General features: G+C 31.9%; 11 protein-coding genes. 4 read left to right on the forward strand and 7 right to left on the reverse strand.

What is annotated here, in order from left to right; translation table 11 throughout:
* Positions 1–22: 22 nt before the first annotated feature.
* Complete coding sequence (locus HMPREF3154_RS05705) at positions 23–1,282, forward strand: BaiN/RdsA family NAD(P)/FAD-dependent oxidoreductase (protein ID WP_070474454.1); 1,260 nt, start codon at positions 23–25, stop codon at positions 1,280–1,282.
* A 60-nt stretch (positions 1,283–1,342) separates the two neighbouring features.
* Here the strand turns inward: HMPREF3154_RS05705 and HMPREF3154_RS11260 are convergent, their stop codons facing one another.
* The gene (locus HMPREF3154_RS11260) at positions 1,343–9,136 is read right to left on the reverse strand and encodes a DUF1542 domain-containing protein (protein WP_256275671.1); all 7,794 of its coding nucleotides are present in this window, start codon (positions 9,134–9,136) and stop codon (positions 1,343–1,345) included.
* Between HMPREF3154_RS11260 and HMPREF3154_RS11645 the strand changes: the two genes are divergently transcribed.
* Positions 9,126–9,287: a hypothetical protein gene (locus HMPREF3154_RS11645; protein ID WP_256275672.1), complete on the forward strand. Its 162-nt coding sequence runs from the start codon at positions 9,126–9,128 to the stop codon at positions 9,285–9,287. The genes HMPREF3154_RS11260 and HMPREF3154_RS11645 overlap by 11 nt on opposite strands.
* Here HMPREF3154_RS11645 and HMPREF3154_RS11650 read toward each other — a convergent pair.
* From HMPREF3154_RS11650 to HMPREF3154_RS05730, 4 genes are all read right to left on the reverse strand, one after another.
* Positions 9,260–12,454, reverse strand: a complete 3,195-nt coding sequence (locus tag HMPREF3154_RS11650) for a SasC/FmtB family protein (protein ID WP_070474457.1) — start codon at positions 12,452–12,454, stop codon at positions 9,260–9,262. The genes HMPREF3154_RS11645 and HMPREF3154_RS11650 overlap by 28 nt on opposite strands.
* A 305-nt stretch (positions 12,455–12,759) precedes the next feature.
* The gene (locus HMPREF3154_RS05720; RefSeq protein WP_002434691.1) at positions 12,760–13,071 is read right to left on the reverse strand and encodes a rhodanese-like domain-containing protein; all 312 of its coding nucleotides are present in this window, start codon (positions 13,069–13,071) and stop codon (positions 12,760–12,762) included.
* Positions 13,072–13,091: 20 nt separating this feature from the next.
* Positions 13,092–15,509 carry a leucine--tRNA ligase gene (gene leuS, locus HMPREF3154_RS05725; RefSeq protein WP_023350077.1) on the reverse strand — a complete coding sequence of 806 codons (2,418 nt, stop codon included), beginning with the start codon at positions 15,507–15,509 and terminating at the stop codon, positions 13,092–13,094.
* A gap of 291 nt (positions 15,510–15,800) precedes the next feature.
* Positions 15,801–17,024, reverse strand: a complete 1,224-nt coding sequence (locus tag HMPREF3154_RS05730; protein WP_002434677.1) for an MDR family MFS transporter — start codon at positions 17,022–17,024, stop codon at positions 15,801–15,803.
* 106 nt (positions 17,025–17,130) lie between these two features.
* Between HMPREF3154_RS05730 and HMPREF3154_RS05735 the strand changes: the two genes are divergently transcribed.
* A complete protein-coding gene (locus HMPREF3154_RS05735) occupies positions 17,131–18,084 on the forward strand; it encodes a tRNA modification radical SAM protein MnmL/YtqA (RefSeq protein ID WP_002434687.1) in 954 nt (317 codons plus the stop codon).
* A complete protein-coding gene (locus tag HMPREF3154_RS05740) occupies positions 18,081–18,644 on the forward strand; it encodes a tRNA 5-(aminomethyl)-2-thiouridylate-methyltransferase MnmM (protein ID WP_002434676.1) in 564 nt (187 codons plus the stop codon). The genes HMPREF3154_RS05735 and HMPREF3154_RS05740 overlap by 4 nt, the downstream gene beginning before the upstream one ends.
* A 77-nt stretch (positions 18,645–18,721) precedes the next feature.
* Here the strand turns inward: HMPREF3154_RS05740 and HMPREF3154_RS05745 are convergent, their stop codons facing one another.
* Positions 18,722–19,123, reverse strand: coding sequence for a transcriptional regulator, SarA/Rot family (locus HMPREF3154_RS05745; RefSeq protein ID WP_002434669.1), 402 nt, complete (start codon positions 19,121–19,123; stop codon positions 18,722–18,724).
* Between the two features lie 413 nt (positions 19,124–19,536).
* Complete coding sequence (locus HMPREF3154_RS05750) at positions 19,537–20,364, reverse strand: alpha/beta fold hydrolase (RefSeq protein WP_002434756.1); 828 nt, start codon at positions 20,362–20,364, stop codon at positions 19,537–19,539.
* Positions 20,365–20,557 lie beyond the last annotated feature (193 nt).

Genomic DNA, 20,557 nt, shown 5'->3' on the forward strand with positions numbered 1-20,557 from the left:
ATGAATATGTGGAGGTAACTCAATGTATCAAACTATTATAATTGGCGGAGGCCCCAGCGGTTCAATGGCTGTAGTCGCCGCAAGTGAAGTAAGTGATAATGTCTTATTAATTGAAAAGAAAAAGGGTTTAGGACGAAAATTGAAAATATCAGGTGGAGGTCGTTGTAATGTTACTAATCGCCTACCCTATGCTGAAATAATCAAAAACATACCTGGTAACGGTAAATTTCTTTATAGCCCTTTCTCAGTTTTTGATAATGAATCTATTATTGAATTTTTTGAAAGCCGAGGCGTGAAATTAAAAGAAGAAGATCACGGTCGGATGTTCCCTGTATCCAATAAAGCACAGGATGTTGTAAACACTTTGATTAAACAAATTAATGAAAACAAAGTTAATGTTATGGAGGAAACTCCAGTCACAGAAATTTCTCATGATAACGGTATTTTTTATGTTACAACTCAAAAAGGTGAATTCCAAAGTAAATCTTTAATCATTGCTACTGGTGGTACATCTGTACCACAAACAGGGTCAACTGGAGACGGTTATCAATTCGCCGAATCTCTTGGCCACTCTATAACCGAACTCTTCCCTACAGAAGTTCCAATAACTTCTAGAGACGCTTTCATTAAATCAAAACGTCTTAAAGGATTAAGTTTGAAAGATGTAGAATTATCAGTTTTAAAGAAAAATGGTAAAAAAAGAATAAGCCATCAAATGGATATGATATTTACGCACTTTGGTGTAAGTGGTCCAGCTGCGCTTAGATGTAGCCAATTTGTCTATAAAGAACAAAAGAATCAAAAGAAACAGGATATTGCTATGCAATTGGACGTATTTCCAAATTTAAATCACGATGAACTCTCTCAAAAAATTAAATCCTTATTAAAGGCTGAACCAGATAAGTATATAAAAAATAGTTTGCATGGCTTAATTGAAGAACGTTACTTATTGTTTATGTTAGAACAATCCGATATTAGTGATGAAACTACATCTCATCATTTGTCTAATCAACAATTAAATCACTTTATCTCAAATTTAAAAGGATTTAGGTTTAACGTTAATGGAACACTCCCCATTGATAAAGCGTTTGTCACTGGTGGTGGTGTGTCTTTAAAAGAAATACAACCTAAAACAATGATGTCAAAAATCGTTCCAGGATTATTTTTGTGTGGAGAGGTATTAGATATACATGGTTATACTGGCGGATACAATATAACAAGTGCATTAGTGACAGGTCACGTTGCTGGATCTAATGCTGGAACTTTTAAAAATGAATCCTAATATATTTAAAACCTTCTAGGTAACGTTTTATGCTACCTAGAAGGTTTTTTGAGTAGTGAATTAAGATTTTTTATCTTTTTTATTTTTACGTGTAGATAACAATGCTAGTCCTGAAAGTAATGCTGCACCTGCTAAAGGTCCTGAATAATCTGTTTCACCAGTATCAGGCAATTCATTTATTGTATGTTGATTATTATTAGAGCCATTTACATTATCACATTTATTATTTTGTTCAGTTTGATGAGTAGATTCCATAGAGTTTAACTTATCTTCTTTAACTTTTATAGCTTCTAGTTTAGTAATTGTTTGTTTGACTACTTCATCAACAGTTTTATTATCATTAGCGTCTTCAATTTCTTTAAATGAATCATTCAAAATTTGAGAAATTAAATTTTTAGCTGCTAATTTAGCTTGATAACTAACCTTATCATTATCTTCAATATTTCGAATGATTTCATCCGCTTTGTTTTGAATGATACGTTTAGCATTAGCTTTTTTATGAGTTTGTAATTTTAATTTTTCAAATTCTACTTTAAAGTTATTCAAACTATTATCTACTTCTTCATTTGTTTCTGAGTCATTCACTTGCATATGAATACGATTGACTAAAGCTTTTAATTTGCTAATAAATGCTTGCTTCTCTTCAACTGTCGCATCACTATTTGCTTCAACAGCATGAATTTTAGCAGAAAGTTGTTGATGTAAGTATGATTTCGCATCAGATTTCTTATGTGCATTTATTTGAATTAAACCTAATTTAGCTAAACCGTCGTGAAGTGATTTTGATACATCAGCATTAGCCTCAGAATCTTGTATAGCAAGATTAATAGTATTAACTGTCTCAGCAAGTTTATTTAATGCTTCTTGTTTTTCTTCAACAGTTGCATCCTCAAATTTCTCAAACTCATTTTTCTTCTTATTAGCTACATCTTGAATTTGCGCTTTTGCTTGAGGTTTAACTTCAGTTGTAACTTTCACCGCTTCAATTTTTGGTAAAGCAAGTGCTTTGGCTTTATCAACTTCTTCATTAGTATGAGCAGATAATATAGATTCATCTGCCTCATTTATCAATTCATCTAAAGTTTTTAAAGCTGCATTTTTCTCTTCAGTAGTAGCATCTTTATTAGAATTAATTGTAGTTTTTATTTCCTCAGCTTTCTGTTGTACTTCTAACTTAGCTTGAGGTTTCTTACTAATTAGAGAAAGTATAGATTCTATATCTTTAATACTTTGATTTTTAACTGCTTCGACCTCATCATTCGTTTTAGCATCATCAATTTTAGCAGCATATTCACTAGACGCTTCTACGAGTTTATCTATAGCTACCGCTTTCTCTTCGTCTGTAGCATCATTATTTTCACTAATAAACGCTTTTTGAGCGTCTAATTTAGCTAAAATTTGTTTCAAAGCTGCAGGTTTAATGCTATTAGTTGGTTCAATATTTAAAATTTTATTAATAATATCATTTTTAATATCTTCAACTTGTTGGTTTTTAGTCGCAGCATCTAATCGTACTTCACTCTGTTTAATTAAATCATCTACTAAAAGTATAGCCGCATCTTTTTCTTCTTTAGTCACTTCAGAGTTGTTGTTTATTTTAGATTTTTGATTATTAGCTTGTTGTTGGATTTCATCTAAAGCAAATGGTTTTACTTGAACTTCCGGATTGATAACAGAAAGTAAAGAAATTGCATCTGTTTTAGCGACCATAACTTCACTATCTGCTTTAGCTTCACGGATTTTATTTTGGGCATCATTAACAATAGCATGAACTTTATCTAATGCATTCTGTTTTTCCTCATCCGTAGCATTAGGTGTATTGTTAATTGATAATTTAATTTCATCTGCTTTTGTATTTATAGCTTTTCTAGCAGTTGGTTTTTGAATTACATTAATAACAATATTGTTTAAATCATTTAAACCAAATACCTTTTCTTGAGCCACTTGTACATCTCTAGTATCCTTATCGATTGCACCTAAGACCGCACTTAATTGATTTTTCACATGGTTGATAGCATCATCACGTTCTTCTGTAGTAACATCAGGTGTATTTTCAAATGTTTTAATTAATTGATTAGCTAAATTGTTAAGTATAGTTCTAGCATTAGATTTACTTACAACTTCAGGGAAAATTGTTTTAATTTGCTCTGATATGTTGTTATAAATGTCATCTACACCAGCATTATCACTTGCTAAACCGATTTCTTTTTTCGTAGCATGTAATAATTGTTCAACTTTATCTATAGCATTTTGTTTCTCATCTTCTGTTGCATCAGGAACTGCATTAATAATAGCTTCTTGAGCATCAACAATATCATAAAGTTTTAGAATTGCATTTCGCTTCTTATGATACTCTGGTTCAAATTGTTTAATCGTATTTATAACATTATCTTTTGCTTCAGTTACTTGTGAATTTGTTTGGGCTTTATTAATTAATTCTATAGCTTTTTGAGCTTCTTCATTTACGAATTGTGATGCTTTATCTTTCTCTTCTTGTGTAGCACTGAAAGCTTGACTTATTCGGTCGATTTTTTCTTGTTTAGCATTATTAATTGCGTCAATTGCATTTTGTTTAACACCTATTACTGGTTCAAAAGTATTAATACTGTTAGTACCGTTCTCTTTAGCTTGATCTACTTGAGCATTAGTTTGTGCTTGATTTATATTAGTTTTAGCTTCTTGAACAAATTGATCTAAATGATTTAACGCTTGCTGTAATTCGTCCGTAGTTGCATTAGGTAATTGATTAACCTCGTTTTGTTTTCTTTTAAGTGCTTTATCAAGCTCAACCCTAGCAGCTGGTTTTTTAATGATAATAGGTTGAATATCTTTAATAGATTCTATGCCCTTATTCTTTTCTACGTTTACTTGATCTGTATCTTGTGCTAAACCAATTGAATTATTTGTTCGATCAGTAACCTGTTGAAGCTGTTGGGAAGCCACTTCTTTCTCTTCTGTAGTAGCTTCAGTATTATTAACAATTTCATTTTGTTTTTCATTACTTTTAGCAACAACATCTGCTTTAGCTCTATCCTTAACATCAGTAGATGGTTGTATATTAGCTATAGCTTTTGAATCTTCAGATATTATATTTTGAACATCTTGATTTGTATCAGCGTGTTTTAATCTATAGTTAGATGAATTTAATTCTTGTTCAACTAATTCTTTTGCTTCCAATTTTTCTTCTGTTGTGGCATTGCGATTACTGTCAATTAAGGCGTTTTGTTCATCTGCTTTCGCTTTTAATGCTTTTCTGGCATTTGCTCTTACTTCAGTAGATGGTTGTATTAATGCAATTTTTTGTATACTTGAATTTTTAGCATTGTCAACTTCATCATTAGTTTGGGCATTTTTAATGTTAGCCTTACCTTCTTCATAAGCTTGATTAATTTTATTTAGTGCATCATTTCTCTCTTCTAAAGTCGCTTCTTTATTTTTGTCAACTTCACTATTTTGTGCATTAACTTTTGCACCAATTTCATCTATTGCTGAACGTTTCTTTCTCGCTTGAGGTGTAATAGCTTCTATTTTAGGTCTAGAATTATTTAAGATTCCGTCAACTTCACTATTATGACTTGCATTGTTAATTTGTGTAGTTGAAGTATTTAATTCATTATTGAGTCTCTCAATAGCTTCGTCTTTCTCATCCTTAGTAGCTTCAGTGTTGCTATTAATCACTTGTTTTTGATTCTCACCTAATTGTGAAAGTTGTTCTTTCACATTTTGTTTTTTAACAACTTCAGTTTGAACAGCTTTCATATCTTGAATTGCTTTTGCTTTAATTTGGTTAACTTCATCTGTTGTATTAGCTTTGCCTATGTTAGCATTTGCTTTTTCTTGGATACTATCTACTTTATTATTTGCTTCTTCCATTTCTTCAGCAGTTGCATTAGGTGTTTGATCAATTAAATCATTTTTATTTTTAGCTTCTGTTGAAAGAGCCTGAATCGCATTTGCTTTTACCGATGTATCAGGATTTATTCCTGTGATTACAATAGTTCCGCTATTTTTTGCATCTTGAACTAACTGCGTTGTCGTAGCATTAGTAATATTATTTAATGCCTCATTTTTAGCTATGTTGACTTTATTAATAGCTACTGCTTTTTCTTCAAATGTTGAATTATTATTATCATTTATTTTGTTTATTTGATTTTGAGTAGTTTGTTCAATGCCTTGTTTAGCTGCTTGTTTCACAGTTGTTTCTGGCACTATTTTTCCTATTTCTGCAACACCAGTATTTTCAGCTGCTTGAACTTCGTCATTTGTAGAAGCTTGATTAATATTTTGAAGTGCACTAGTTTTCGCAGTTTCTAATTTCGTTAAAGCTGCCTGTTTCTCTTCTGAAGTAGCTTCTTGATTATTATTAATAAGTTTTGTTTGTTCTGTTACTTTATTATTGATTACATCATTTGATGCAGGCTTTTTAACAATATTAGGCTGAATATTTTCAATACTTGCCAAGTATTGTGTTTTGGCATCATTAACATTTTGATTTGCTGAGGCTGAATCAATTGCATTATTTGCCTTCGTTTCTTCCTGTTTTAGTTGATTAAGTGCTTCATCTTTTTCCTCTGTTGTAGCCTGACGATTAATATTAATTTGTTCTCTTTTATTATTTATAGCATTTGCTACATCAGCTTTTGCAGTTGTTTTAGTTACTGTTGATACCTCAATTTGTTGGAGACTTTGTTTACCTGCTTCAAGCTTTTCATCCACTACAGCATTCGTTTGAGCATTACTAATTTCTGCTTTAGCTTTAGTTAAAGCTACTTCAATAGATTGCGTTGCCGTATTTTTTTCTTCAGTAGTAGCTTGAGAATTATTTCTTATGTCAGCTTTTTTACTTTCTGCCTGAGCAATTAAACTATTGATAGCATCTTGTCTCTTATGAGGTTGGGCATTGATAGCACTTATTGCTGTGATTGCTTTAGATTTTACATTATCTACTTGAGCATTTGTATCCGCATTGTTAACATTTTGTATTTCTTCAGCTAATTTAGCATCTACTTGTGCTTGTGCTGCATTTTTTTCATCATCAGTCGCGTTGTTATTAGCTAAGATTAACTGTTTTTGTTCATTAGCTTTTTGTTTTAATTCATTAATAGCAGATTGTTTCTTGTTTACTTTTGCATGAATATCATTAATAGAGTTAATTCCATCACCTTTGGCACGTTTAACTTCCTCAGTAGAATGCGCTTGATTGATGTTTTGATTAGCCTGAGCCAATGAAGTATTAACTTCTGTGATAGCATCTTGTTTCTCTTCTTGAGTTGCATTAGGCGTGTTAGTAATTTGAGCGATCTGATCATCAGCTTTATTTTGTAATTCTTGTTTAGCGTTAGACTTAACAGTTGTAGCTGGGTGAATTTCTGCAATTTTTTGTATGCCCTTAGTTTTTTCATTATTAACATCAATAGTTGTATGGTCACTATTTATATTATTTTTAGCTTCAGTTTTAGCTTGTTCAACTAGCTCTCTTGCTTTAGCTTTCTCTTCGTCTGTTGCATCATTATTACCATTAATAATTGTATCCTGCTGTTGAGCTTTTTGATCAAGAGCTGTTTTAGCATCAGTTTTGGTAGTAGTCGCTGGGTGAATTAAACTCATCTCATCCATACCTGTGTTTTTAGCATTATCTACTTGAGCATTTGTTTGTGCTTGATTAATACTACTAATTGTTTTTATTTTGCTTGCTTCTAGAAGATTCTTTGCGACCTCTTTTTCTTCATCTGTTGCATCGTTGTTATTCGTAATTAAGTCATTTTGTGATTTAACTTTCTCTTGAACAGCATGAATAGCCTCTGCTTTTTTAGTTGGATGAGCATGAATAGTTTCTAATTCATGTATTCCATTTTCTTTATTTTGATCTACTTGTGCATCCTTAGTTGCTTGACTAATTAGATTTTTACTTTCATCTTTTTTTTCAATTAAACGTTGTATAGCTTCATTTTTCTCATCTGTTGTTGCATCAGGTGTAGAATTGATAGCTTGTTTAAGTTGCTCAAACTTAGCATCAATTTCCCTATTTGCGGTTGGTTTCTTTGTTACATTAGGGATAATAGTGTTTATTGTATCAATAGTAGTAGTTTTTGCATCAATTACTTGTTGATTTGTTTGAGCTTGATCAATATTTTGATTACCTGTATTTTCTTCTGTTTTTACTCTATTTTTAGCTTCTTGCTTTTCTTCATCAGTTGCATTAGTCGTATTATCAATTACTCTATTTTGTTCAGTTACTTTGGTTTCTATATCTTTTTTAGCGGTAAGTTTTTGTTGTGCATTAGGTTCAATATTATTTATTGCACTTATGCCATTTGTCTTAGCCTGAGCAACGCCTTCGTTATCCGTTGCAGTTTGAATATTATTTTTTGCTTCATTAGCTTTTTGGTTTGCTAATTGAACAGCTGTATCTTTTTCTTCTGTTGTAGCAGTTTGATGCTGGTTAATATTTTCTATTTGTTCACTTAATTTACGATCAATATCACTCTTAGCATTTGTCTTAGTAGATGTTGACGATTGAATTAAATTAATATTATTAATACCCTCATTTTTAGCACTAGTTACGGCTTGATTCATTGTTGCACTATTAATATTGTCTAGTGCTTCTTGTTTAGCATTATTTATTCTGCCTATCGCTTCTACTTTCTCTTCCTCTGTTGAGTTATTGTTATTATTGATAACATCAGTTTGTTCATTAGCTTTTTGTTTAACTGCATCTCTAGCGGTTTCTTTCTCTATTGCTTGAGCTGTGATTTGCTCTATTGCAGTCATTGCATTTGCCTTAACACTATTAACTCCTTGAGATGTATGTTCTGTATTAATTTGTTGTTGAACTTTGGCTAGTTCACTATTAACTTTTGCAATAGCAGTTGCTTTTTCTTCATCAGTTGCATCTGGTGTCGCTTTGATTAAACCAATTTGCTCGTTTACTTTATTTTGAACAGCCTTTCTAGCTTCTGACTTAATTGTAGTAGTTGGGCTAATTTCATTAATTTTATTAAGACCGTTATCTTTTGCTTCTTTAACTTGTTCATTTGACTTTGCTATTTGAATGTTACTATTAGCTTCAGCTTTTGCTTCTTCTACTTTTGAATTAGCTTCTGCTTTTTCTTCGTCAGTAGCATCAGGTGAAGTTTGGTTTTTAGCTATGATAGACTCTGCTTTTTTAGCAATTTCATTTTTAGCATTAGTTTTTACAGTCGTAGCAGGAGTAATTGAATTTATCGTTTGAGTTCCATTAGCCACTGCGCTATCTACTTGAGCGTCTGTATCTGCGTTGTCAATATTATTATTGATATTAGTAATTGCTGCATTTACTAAATTCTTTGCATCATCTTTTTCTTCAGTAGTAGCGTTATTATTTAAGTCAATTTCATTATTATGATTTTGAGCGACATGATTAATACTTTCTTTTGCTTGAGGTTTTTTATTAACTGTAGTGTTAATACCATCTAAAGTTTGAATTCCATTAGTTTGTGCTTGGTCAACATTATCATTTGATTGTGAATTACTTATTGTTTGTAATACAGCATCTTTAGCTTGCGTTAATTTTGTTAATGCTTCATTTTTCTCTTCTTGAGTAGCATTAGGGGTTTGATTGATTTGATCTTGTTTTGTTTTAAATTTCTCATTTATTTTTGCACGTGCTTGTTGTTTTTTATTAAAGACAGGATGAATATTTCCAATATTACTCAATCCAGCATTTTTAGCTTTTTCAACCTCTGTATTAGTTTGAGCTTGTGAAATACCACTGTCAGCCTCAACTTTAGATTGATTTACACTTTCTATAGCACTTTGTTTTTCTTCAGTAGTACCTTCATTATCATTCGTTATTTCTCTTTGTTTGTCATTCACTTTAGATGCGATTTCTTCTTTAGCTTGTGGTTTCTTCAGAACATCTACATTGATGTTATCGATTGTTTGTGTAGCATTTGTCTTAGCATTATCAACGTCATTATTTGATGTTGAACGATTAATTTATTGTATACCATCATTAAGTGCCTGATCAACCTTGGTATTAGCAGCGTTTTTCTCTTCATCAGTTGCATCTGGTGTTTGGTTAAGTGTAGCTTTTCTTTCTTGTGCCTTTTGACTTAATTCCAAAATTGCTTGATCTTTTTTAACCGCATTAGGTTGATCTAGATTGATAGTGTTTATACCATCTTGTTGTACATTTTTAACATCTGAATTTGAATGAGCATTAGTAACATTGTTCAAAGCTTCTTGCTTATGTGCATATACATTATTAATTGCTGTCTCTTTTTCTTCATTAGTTGCTTTGTTATTAGCATTGATTTGTTGAATTTGAGAAGTTACTTTATTTTCAACTGCTTCTCGTGCAATTCTCTTAACTGTAGTGTTAGGATTGGCTAAATTAATAGCATTCTGACCACTTGTTTTTGCTTGGTCAACCTCATTATTAGTAGATGCAGAATTAATGTTTTGAGTAGCTTGAGCTAATTCTCTTTCCACTTTACTTTCAGCTTCCGTTTTTTCTTCGGTTGTAGCTTCATTATTTCTTTGAATGTTCTGTTTTTGTTGCTGCGCTACCGTGTTTAATTCATTAATAGCTTGCTTTCTTTTAACAGGGTTAACACTTAATTGATTAATTGTATTTATTGCAGCATCTTTAGCGTTAGTAACATCATTATTTGTATTAGCATTTTGAATATTTTGCAAAGCTTGTGTTTTTGCTTGGTTTACATTGTTTAAAGCAATATTTCTCTCGTCTTGAGTGGCTTGAGTGTTTTGATTAATTTCAGTGATTTTATCTTGAGCTTTTTGATTGATTATTCTTCTAGCTTCGGCTTTTTGTTGAGGGTTTGGAATGTCCGAAGAAATGTTATTAATACCCTCATCTCTCGCTGCATTAACAGTACTCTCTGTTTCAGCCTCACCAATTTTTTGTAGTGATTCCGAAGAATGATTATCAACTTTTTGAATTGCGACATTTTTCTCTTCATGCGTTGCCTCATTATTTTGGTTAATTAACGCTTTTTGATCAGTAACTTTATTATTAATGGCTTCACGCGCTTTAGGTTTTATTACTGGTTGAGGAGTGTCTGCAGCCAAGGTAGTTAGTCCAGTGTTTTTAACTTGCTCGACACCTTCATCAGTTGTTTGATCATCAATTTTACTGAGGATTTCATTCTTATCATTATCTATTCTCTCCGTTAGAGCTTCTTTTTCTTCAGTAGTTAATTCATTGTTAGCTTCCGCTTCATCACTCATATCTTGTGCTTTATTATTAATTTCTTGAGCTGCGTCCACCCTATTAATTAATGTATTCTGTAATTGATGTAACAAACTATCGATTTCAGCTTGGGAAACTCTCTCATTAATTGGTTTATTATTAGCTTCTTCTTCAAGTATCGTTTGTGCTTGTGCTTTTAAGTTTTTATAAGCGTTAAAAGAGGCTAAAGTATAATTTGAAGGTATAACTTCTTTATTCACTTGTTCTTCTAAATCGTCTTTATTCATTTTTACATCAATTGTAAATGGTGTTTGTTGCGCAGTTACAGTATTATCATTAGTATTTAAGTAATATTGAGCATAAGTTTTATATGTTATTGATTGATTAACTGTAACTTGTCTAGGCGTTGGAATATTAACAGGTCTTAATTTATATTTAATATTTAAAATTTTATTAGGTAAAAATTTAGCATCTTCTTGATTACTACTAGACTTATTCACACCATTACTTGTGAAAGTCAGTGTATTAGTTTGTCGATTGTAATTTACACTTAAAGGTTTAATTGTAGTATTTGGCATATTTCCATTAACGAACGTAGCTACAGTAGAATCATCAATATACTCAAAGTTTTCTGGTAATTTAACCGTATAAATTAATTTATTAGTATCTAACGCAGCAGCGAAATTACCATCATTCTCTATTCTAGTACTCACTTCAAATTGTTTATTATTCTTCACAGCATCATTATTTTCCTTAGGGAGCACCTTCAAATGAGATCCTGTAGCGATATCAATGGAATCTATAAGTGAGTAATATTTATATCCATCCTTTAATAGAGCCACTCGGCGAGTGTCAGTCATAATATCATTATTTGGTAAAAATTGAACTTTAACTCTATTAACATTATCTGGAATTTTAACTAATCTCCAAATCCCACCATCTTGAACATCTTGTTTCACAATTTGCTTATCATTATCTGCATTTTTAACTATTAAATATGTTCCACCTTTACCATTATTGGCAGGCATTGTATTAAATCCAAACATTAATTCTGAATTTGGATTAACAGTGAAATCTTTTTCAACTCCATTGAAACCTCCATGATCATTAACATCTGTCCCTCTTGATCTACCTAGAACCAATACATTACCACTTGCTTGATAGTTTCTAGGATCGCCACTATGAAATACATTGGTACGCTCAAGTTCACTATTAACTAACCCTACACTACCACCATTGATCATTTTGAAACCTTTTAATTCATTTAGGACTTTTACTTCAGGTTTATGTCTGTTATTGCTAGTAGTAATGCCTAAATCATCAAACGTTAACGTTGTTTTTATACTGTTTGTTCCCGTATTACTTAAATTAGGATCATTAATTGTCGTAGCCGTGTTTGCGTTGTTGCTATCTCCAGCTGGTAAATCTCTTCGGCTTCTTTTTTTAGGTAAATTACTTTCTTCTCTTACTACCTTTGTATCGTGTGTAATTGGATTTGACGTATTTTTAGCATCTTTAGATGACTTATCATTAGTCTTAGCTTCTAAATGGTGTTGAGTTGTGTTATCAACATGTATAGCGTTCTCATCGATAGTAGAATTCGTATTAGTTGCTAAAGTATTAGTTTCATTTTCTAATTCATTTGATTCATTATTAGTTAGAGATTGTGTTTGATCTAGTGTATTGCCTGTAATTTGTGAGTTATTCAAATTATCAGATTGTTCTAAATGAGTTGTACTTGGTTTATTATCACCTTGAATAACATCGTTGTTTAATTGTGCGCTTGATTCTTCAGTTGACACATTTTGTCCAGAGCCATTTTGCACTGTTCCTTCAGAACTTTCGGGTTGAGTTGAGTCTAGTTCTGATGCAGAGGCTTGTGATGGATGCGCTAAAAATGTAACAGTCGCAATGAGTGCCGAAAAAATTCCAATGTTAAATTTTCTAATACTAAATTTCTGTTTTCTAAATAGATTCATTAAGTTGTTCCTCCTAGATGTTGATTCTTTGATGTTAGTTTAATGTGAATAATTATTTTCATGATGTTTAGAACTTTTTAAAAATCTGACTGCTGGTTTATTGAACACAATCTTTTTAGTCTGTTTAATTTTATCATCTATAATATTTAAAATCTACTATTGTATAAAATTATTTTAACTCAATTGAAATTTATTAATAATATTTTGTTTCCTAACACATAACATATTGCAAAAATCTTTTTTTGTACAAAAAAACACTAGCCCTTGTCGGACTAGTGTGATAAAAACATTTACTTAAGATGAGTTTAAATACTGTCGATAACAGTACCTTCATCTCCCCATTCATTCATGCCACCTTCAACATTAACAGCATGAATACCTTTATCTTCAAGATATTCAACGACTTTAGCACTTCTTGCTCCAGCAGCACAGATAATATAATATGTTTCGTCTTTATTAAACTCATTTAAGTTATCAGGAATTTGATCCATTGGAATCGTTTTAGCTCCAGGAATAACACCCATAGCTGTTTCTTCATCATTTCTAACATCTACGATATTAACTGGATTAGAATCCAACACTTTTTTCTTTAGTTCATCTACTGTAATTGATTCCATTAATAATCTCTCCTTAATATTTATTTAGCAACAATGTTAACTAATTTTTGAGGTACTGCGATAATTTTTTTAATCTCTTTACCTTCGATACTCATTTTAACATTATCATTAGCCAAAGCTAAATCTTGCATTTCCTCTTTTGATAAATCTTTTGGAATATTTAATTTAGCACGGACTTTGCCATTAACCTGAACTACAATTTCAACTTCATCGTCAACAAGTAGACTTTCATCAAATGTAGGCCATGGTTGATAAGTTATAGTTTCATTATGACCTAGTTTACTCCATAATTCTTCACCAATATGAGGAGCAATTGGCGCTAACATTTTTACAAAACCTTCAATATAAGGTTTATAAATTTCATTAGCTTTATAACAATCGTTAATAAATACCATTAATTGACTGATTGCAGTATTAAAGCTAAGCGCATCGAAATCTTCAGTAACTTTTTTAACTGTTTGATTGTAAACTTTGTCTAATGATTTATCATTAGACTCTACAATCTTGTTATTTACTGAGCCATCTTCAGTAACGATAAGTCTCCATACACGATCAAGGAATCTTCTTGAACCATCTAAGCCGTTTTCACTCCATGCAATTGCTGCATCAAGTGGCCCCATAAACATTTCATATAAACGCAGTGTATCGGCACCATGAGATGATACGATATCATCAGGATTAATAACGTTTCCTTTTGATTTACTCATTTTTTCATTACCTTCACCGAGAATCATTCCTTGGTTATATAATTTTTGGAATGGTTCTTTTGTAGGAACTACACCTAAATCATAAAGTACTTTATGCCAGAATCTTGCATATAATAGATGAAGTACTGCGTGTTCTACCCCACCAATATATAAATCAACTGGTAGCCAGTGCTTTAATTTTTCAGGGTCAGCAATCATATTTTCATTATCTGGATCAATATAACGTAAGTAATACCAACAACTACCTGCCCACTGAGGCATTGTATTCGTTTCACGACGTCCTTTCATGCCTGTCTTTTCATCAATCACATTTACAAATTCATCAATATTAGCTAAAGGAGATTCTCCAGTGCCAGAAGGTTTAATTTCACTAGTTTCTGGTAGTAATAAAGGTAATTCTTCTTCAGGCACAGTTGTCATTGAACCGTCTTCCCAATGAATAATTGGAATTGGTTCACCCCAGTAACGCTGTCTGCTAAATAACCAATCGCGCAGTTTGTAGTTAACTTTTTTCTCACCAGCGCCTTTATCTTCTAATAACTCAATTGCTTTACTAATGGCAGCTTCATTTTCAAGACCATTGAGTTCACCTGAATTAACGTGCTCACCTTCACCAGTGTATGCTTCTAGTTGAACATCTCCGCCTTTGATGACTTCAATGATTGGTAAATCAAATTTCTTTGCAAATTCATGATCACGTTCATCATGTCCAGGAACCGCCATAACTGCACCAGTTCCATATGTTGATAGTACATAATCAGCAATCCAAATTGGTAATTTCTCACCAGAAAGAGGATTAATTGCATATGCACCTGTGAAAACGCCTGTTTTTCCTTTAGCTAAATCAGTACGTTCTAAATCTGATTTCTTAGAAGCTTCTTCTTGATAAGCTTTGACTTCTTCTTGTTTGTCTTCAGAAGTAATGCTATTAACAAGTGAATGTTCAGGACTTAATACTAAGAATGACGTACCAAAAATTGTATCAGGACGTGTTGTGAAGACATCAATTTTATTATCAGTGTCCTCAACATTAAAGGATACTTTCGCACCTTCAGAACGACCTATCCAATTACGTTGCATATCTTTAATTGATTCAGGCCAATCTAAGTCATCTAAATCTTCTAATAAACGATCTGCATATTCAGTAATTTTTAGTACCCATTGTTTCATTGGTTTACGATAAACTGGGTGTCCACCACGCTCTGAAACGCCATCAACGACTTCTTCGTTTGATAAAACTGTACCTAAAGCTGGGCACCAATTCACCGCAACCTCATCAACATATGCTAAACCTTTATTATAAAGTTGAATGAAAATCCATTGTGTCCATTTGTAATATTCTGGATCAGTGGTATTTACTTCTCGATCCCAATCATAACTAAAACCTAATTCTTGAATTTGACGTTTAAATGTTTGTACGTTTTTCTTAGTAAATTCACGAGGGTCATTTCCAGTATCTAACGCATATTGTTCAGCAGGTAGACCAAAGGCATCCCATCCCATAGGATGTAGCACATTATATCCTTGCATACGCTTATATCTTGAAACAATATCAGTAGCTGTGTATCCCTCAGGATGTCCTACGTGTAATCCTGCACCAGATGGATAAGGAAACATGTCTAACGCATAAAATTTCTTTTGACCTAAATTGTCACTTGTTTTAAATGTTTTATTGTCTGCCCAATAATCTTGCCATTTTTTTTCAATTTCCTTGTGATTGTAATTCAACACATTTCCTCCTATTTCATAAAAAAGACACCTCTACTATTGTGTGTATAAAGGGACGACAGTGTTGCCGCGTTACCACCCTTATTCGCTTATCAAGCGCACTTCATTAAAATAGTTAGAGATGTCTCATTAAATTCATTTAATTATTGGAAACGATTTAGTCCTTAACACTAGTTCTCACCACTACTAGTTCTCTGTAGAAAAGCCTCTAAATGCTTCTTTCTATTCATTTTTAATCTTATGTTATCAAACGTATTATTGCAAGTAGTTAGAGCTATTTCTTCCATATTATATTTATTTAGAAGCTTTTGATTTTCTTCTCTTACGTCTTCTAGGTATAGGGGTTTCATTTTTATCTTTAGGCAAACCTCTATCAAAGATGCTTAGGAAAATGAGTCCGAAGCAAAGTAATACTATCATTCCTACAAACATCATACTCATATTCATTGCATCTACGAGTACACCACCAATAAACGGTCCAAAGGCTTTACCAACTGTAGAAGCAGAGTTTACAAAGCCTTGGTATTGACCCTGTTTACCTTCAGGTGCAAGTTTATTGGCAATAGTAGGAACTGCAGGCCATACAAACATTTCACCAAATGTAAGAATAACCATACCTACAACGAAAATAGCAAAGTGATGCGCAAAACTTGTAACAAGGAAAGAACTCATAAAGATTAAAATACCAACGAACATTTGATGTTTTAAGTTCCCTCTTAAAATTACAATAATTGGTCGAATAAGTGGTTGTGCTACTAAAATCATAATACCGTTTATTGTCCAAAGCACACTATATTGAGACATAGAGATATTGATTGATTGAGTAAAGGATGCAATTGTTGTTTCCCATTGAATATAGGCGATCCAACAAATAGCAAACATCGCACATACCAACATCATTGCTGTAAAACGTTTTCTATTTTCTTTACTTTTTAAATCAACTGCATCTTGATGCTTAACTTTAGCATGAATTTCCAAATTAAATTGTGTAATTGCAACAAGAGCAAATAAAACATACATAACTAAATTAGCTAGAAAAATAAAATTAAAGCTAAATTCAGCAACAAATCCTCCAAGTGCTGCGCCCAATGCAACACCTATATTTTGTGCTAAATAAATGGCATTAAATGTTTGTCGTCCCCCATTTGGCCATACTGCTCCGGCCATAGCATAAATTGCTGGGACAATCATACCGCCACCAAAACCTAATAACACGAGCCAAATTGCATACCATGGCCAACCATGAAATAGATTTAACAGCGTAGTACTGCACAAACATGTAATAGTACCTATAAGTATGGTTTTATAACCACCAAGTTTATCAAATAAGGTGCCCCCTAGTAAGTTACCAACAACCATGCCAAATGAATTAATCATTAAGACAATACCAGCAATTGTAAGACTTTTATGAAGTTCTTCCTTCATATAAATAGTGTTTAAAGGCCACAAAAAACTGGCGCCAGTGATATTTAAGGCCATGCCAATAACTAGCCACCAAACTGATTTAGGTATATTCATATCTTGAGTCCCTCTCTTTATGTTTTTCTCAATCTACAATAGACACTATAACACTAAAATATGTTAAAATCTGTACTTAGAACTAAAATAGAAAGGAAAATGTATTATGGGTAATTTTTTCCCGTATGCTTTTGAAAATAAACGATATCACACATGGAATTATCATTTAAAAAATAAATTTGGACGAAAAATATTTAAAGTTGCTTTAGACGGTGGATTTGACTGCCCTAATAGAGATGGTACTGTCGCACATGGAGGTTGTACTTTTTGCTCAGCTGCAGGAAGTGGTGACTTTGCTGGTAACAGAGCTGATCCCATTGAAGTACAATTCCAACAGATTAAAGAAAGAATGCATGAAAAATGGAGCGAAGGACAATACATTGCTTACTTCCAAGCCTTCACTAACACGCATGCGCCTGTAGAAGTGCTGAAAGAAAAATATGAACCAGTACTTAAAGAAGAAGGTGTTGTCGGTTTATCCATAGCCACACGTCCTGACTGTTTACCTGATGACGTAGTAGAATACTTAGCTGAGCTTAATGAACGAACTTATCTTTGGGTTGAGTTAGGCTTACAAACTGTTCATCAAACTACTTCTGATTTAATTAACCGTGCACATGACATGCAAACGTATTATGAAGGCGTAGCGAAATTACGTAAACATAACATTAATGTATGTACTCACATTATCAATGGTTTACCAGGCGAAGATTACGATATGATGATGGAGACTGCTAAAGAAGTTGCGCAAATGGATGTTCAAGGCATTAAAATTCACTTACTTCATTTATTAAAAGGAACACCAATGGTAAAACAATATGAAAAAGGCATGTTAGAATTCATGAGTCAAGAAGACTATACAAATTTAGTATGTGATCAACTTGAGGTCATTCCTCCTGAAATGATTGTTCATCGTATTACGGGTGATGGCCCTATCGATTTAATGGTTGGACCAATGTGGAGTGTAAATAAATGGGAAGTCCTAAATGAAATTGATAATGAATTAGAACGTAGAGGCTCTTATCAAGGGAAAAAATTTGAGCAGAAGGTTAAATCATGAAAATCGAGCGTATTCTCCCCTTCTCAAAGTCATTGATTGATAGTCATGTTTGTGAGAGTAGTATCGTCATTGATGCTACTTGTGGAAATGGTAATGATACGCTATATCTTGCTGAAAAAGTCACTAATGGGTTTGTTTATGGATTTGATATTCAGAAAGAAGCGATAGATAATACTCAACTCAAAGTAAGTGATTTTAACAATGTTTCTTTAATTCAAGACAGTCATGAAAATGTAAAACAACACGTCTTAGAAAGACACCTAAATCTCATTGATTGCGCGATATTCAATTTAGGTTATTTACCCAAAGGTGATAAATCAATAGTTACTAAACCGGATTCAACTATTAAAGCTATTGAGGAAATATTTGATATGATGCGTGTCGAAGGTATTATTATTCTAGTTATTTATCATGGACATGATGAGGGTAAATTGGAGCGAGACGCACTTTTAAAATATCTTAAAGAACTTGATCAACAGAAAGCGCATGTTTTACAGTATCAATTTATTAATCAAAAAAATAATGCACCTTTCATATGTGCAATCGAAAAAAGAATATAAATATATAAAAGATCTTATTCTCACTTTTGAATTAAGCGTAGAATAAGATCTCTTTTAATAATAAAATATAAGACTAGTTAAACAGCTAAAATTGATTTTAAACTATTTTGCATTGGTTCTGATTTACTTCTAATTGATTGTCCAATAAAGTTAAGTAAATCTTCTTTTTGGGAATTGAGTTTCTCATTATAATGAATAATTACAGTTCGTTCATCATCTTGAGGTCTTTCTTTATAAATCCATTCAAGATTAACCAAGTTGTTGTACGTTCTTGTACGTTTATATGGCTTAATGTGAACGAATTTATCCATTTGTTTAAGAGTCATTGAACCTTCTTCCCAAAGTGTAAGTAAAATTAAAACTTCTTCTTTAGACATTTTATACTCTTTTTTGATTGTATCAAAAATCGAGTTAATGTCAGAAAGTAATGCCTCTAATTGCAAAATTCCATGTACTCTCTCTTTTTCACTTTTAGTCAAAATTAACATCTCCCAAATAAAATAACTGTTAATATTTTTCTAAGTTAACCGGTTCTCCCTTAATAATTAAAACCGGTTAAATTAAAAAAATATCTAATTTTCCCTATTATTTAATTGAATGTGTTAATTTAAAATCAAATTTAGTGCCTTTGATTAGAACTAGACTAGAAGCATTAGTACATATAATAAAACATCCCAAATAATAATATAATTTCAGTTCAACTTCTAGTCTCAATACATATTAAAATTATATTATTTATACAAACAAAATATATCAAGTTCCTAATTAAAATGCAATGTTTTTGTTAAATATCTCTATTAAAATTGTAAATTGTTTTTAGTTACAATAAAATGATATTTTGAATTAAACATTCTAATAAAAAGAGCTTACATTACGCAAGCTCTTTCTTAACCTAAATATCTTCTATTTCTTCCTCTTTAACCACAAACCCCATAGTGTTAACACTATTATTTAAAAAAGTAAGAACATATCTCATAACTTGATCTCTCTCGGGTTCATTATGAATTTCATGATATAAACCATTCCAAGCCTTAAAGTACAATTCATTACTAGCTAATTTATCTTTAAGTTCTATGATAGCATCAGTTTCTAAAATTTTATCTTCAGTTCCATACATGATAAGCGCTGGTAATGGTTTAATATCTTTAATATGATCCATTGTCTCTTTCATTTTTTCAACGATTAAGTTATACCAACGATACGTTACTTTCTTCAACATGAGACCATCATTATCTGTTTCGTCAATAATTTCATCATTTCGAGTTAAATCTTGTGAAGAGATGCCCACTTTGAACCTAGTATCCTTGGACATCTTACCTAAATTAGAGATAATTTTATTCTTTCGACCTTTACCAGTTTTTCTAAGTTCTAGCATAGGAGACAATAGCATTACACCTTCAATAGGTAATTCAGCCTTTTCTAAGAGATTTAAGACAATTAAACCACCTAAACCAACACCTAAAACAAAGGTAGGAATTTTATATTCATTGGCTATTTTGATCCATTCTAATAAATTTTCATGATATGTATTAAAGTCATCGATTTGACCTTTATTTGCTCGTGAGGTTTGTCCCTGTCCAGGCAAGTCTCCCATAATAACATGATAACCATTTCTTCGTAACATGGTAATAACGTATGCATATCGTCCAGTATGTTCTAAAATATTATGAGCAATGACCACGACGCCTTTTGCGTCATTTTCTGTTTCCCACTTCCACATTCTAAGACTGCCCCTTTTTATTTATTCTTTAATAGTACAATTATATCAAAACAAACATATTTATTACCATTTTTAGCATAACTTTCACTTAAAATTAATGTAATTGTAGATATTACCACCTTGAATATAAAGTATAAAACTACTCTATTAGTGTTTTAATGCGTTATGTAAACGCTTTCTCAAACATTGGTTT

Source organism: Staphylococcus sp. HMSC06C11 (genome assembly GCF_001808345.1).
Classification (GTDB): domain Bacteria; phylum Bacillota; class Bacilli; order Staphylococcales; family Staphylococcaceae; genus Staphylococcus; species Staphylococcus capitis.

Coding starts and splice junctions, on each gene's coding strand:
- HMPREF3154_RS05720 (WP_002434691.1), bottom strand. CDS start 13,071: ATGGAATCAATTACAGTAGATGAACTAAAGAAAAAAGTGTTGGATTCT.
- HMPREF3154_RS05705 (WP_070474454.1), top strand. CDS start 23: ATGTATCAAACTATTATAATTGGCGGAGGCCCCAGCGGTTCAATGGCT.
- HMPREF3154_RS05730 (WP_002434677.1), bottom strand. CDS start 17,024: ATGAATATACCTAAATCAGTTTGGTGGCTAGTTATTGGCATGGCCTTA.
- HMPREF3154_RS11650 (WP_070474457.1), bottom strand. CDS start 12,454: ATGAATCTATTTAGAAAACAGAAATTTAGTATTAGAAAATTTAACATT.
- HMPREF3154_RS05750 (WP_002434756.1), bottom strand. CDS start 20,364: ATGTGGAAGTGGGAAACAGAAAATGACGCAAAAGGCGTCGTGGTCATT.
- HMPREF3154_RS05740 (WP_002434676.1), top strand. CDS start 18,081: ATGAAAATCGAGCGTATTCTCCCCTTCTCAAAGTCATTGATTGATAGT.
- HMPREF3154_RS05735 (WP_002434687.1), top strand. CDS start 17,131: ATGGGTAATTTTTTCCCGTATGCTTTTGAAAATAAACGATATCACACA.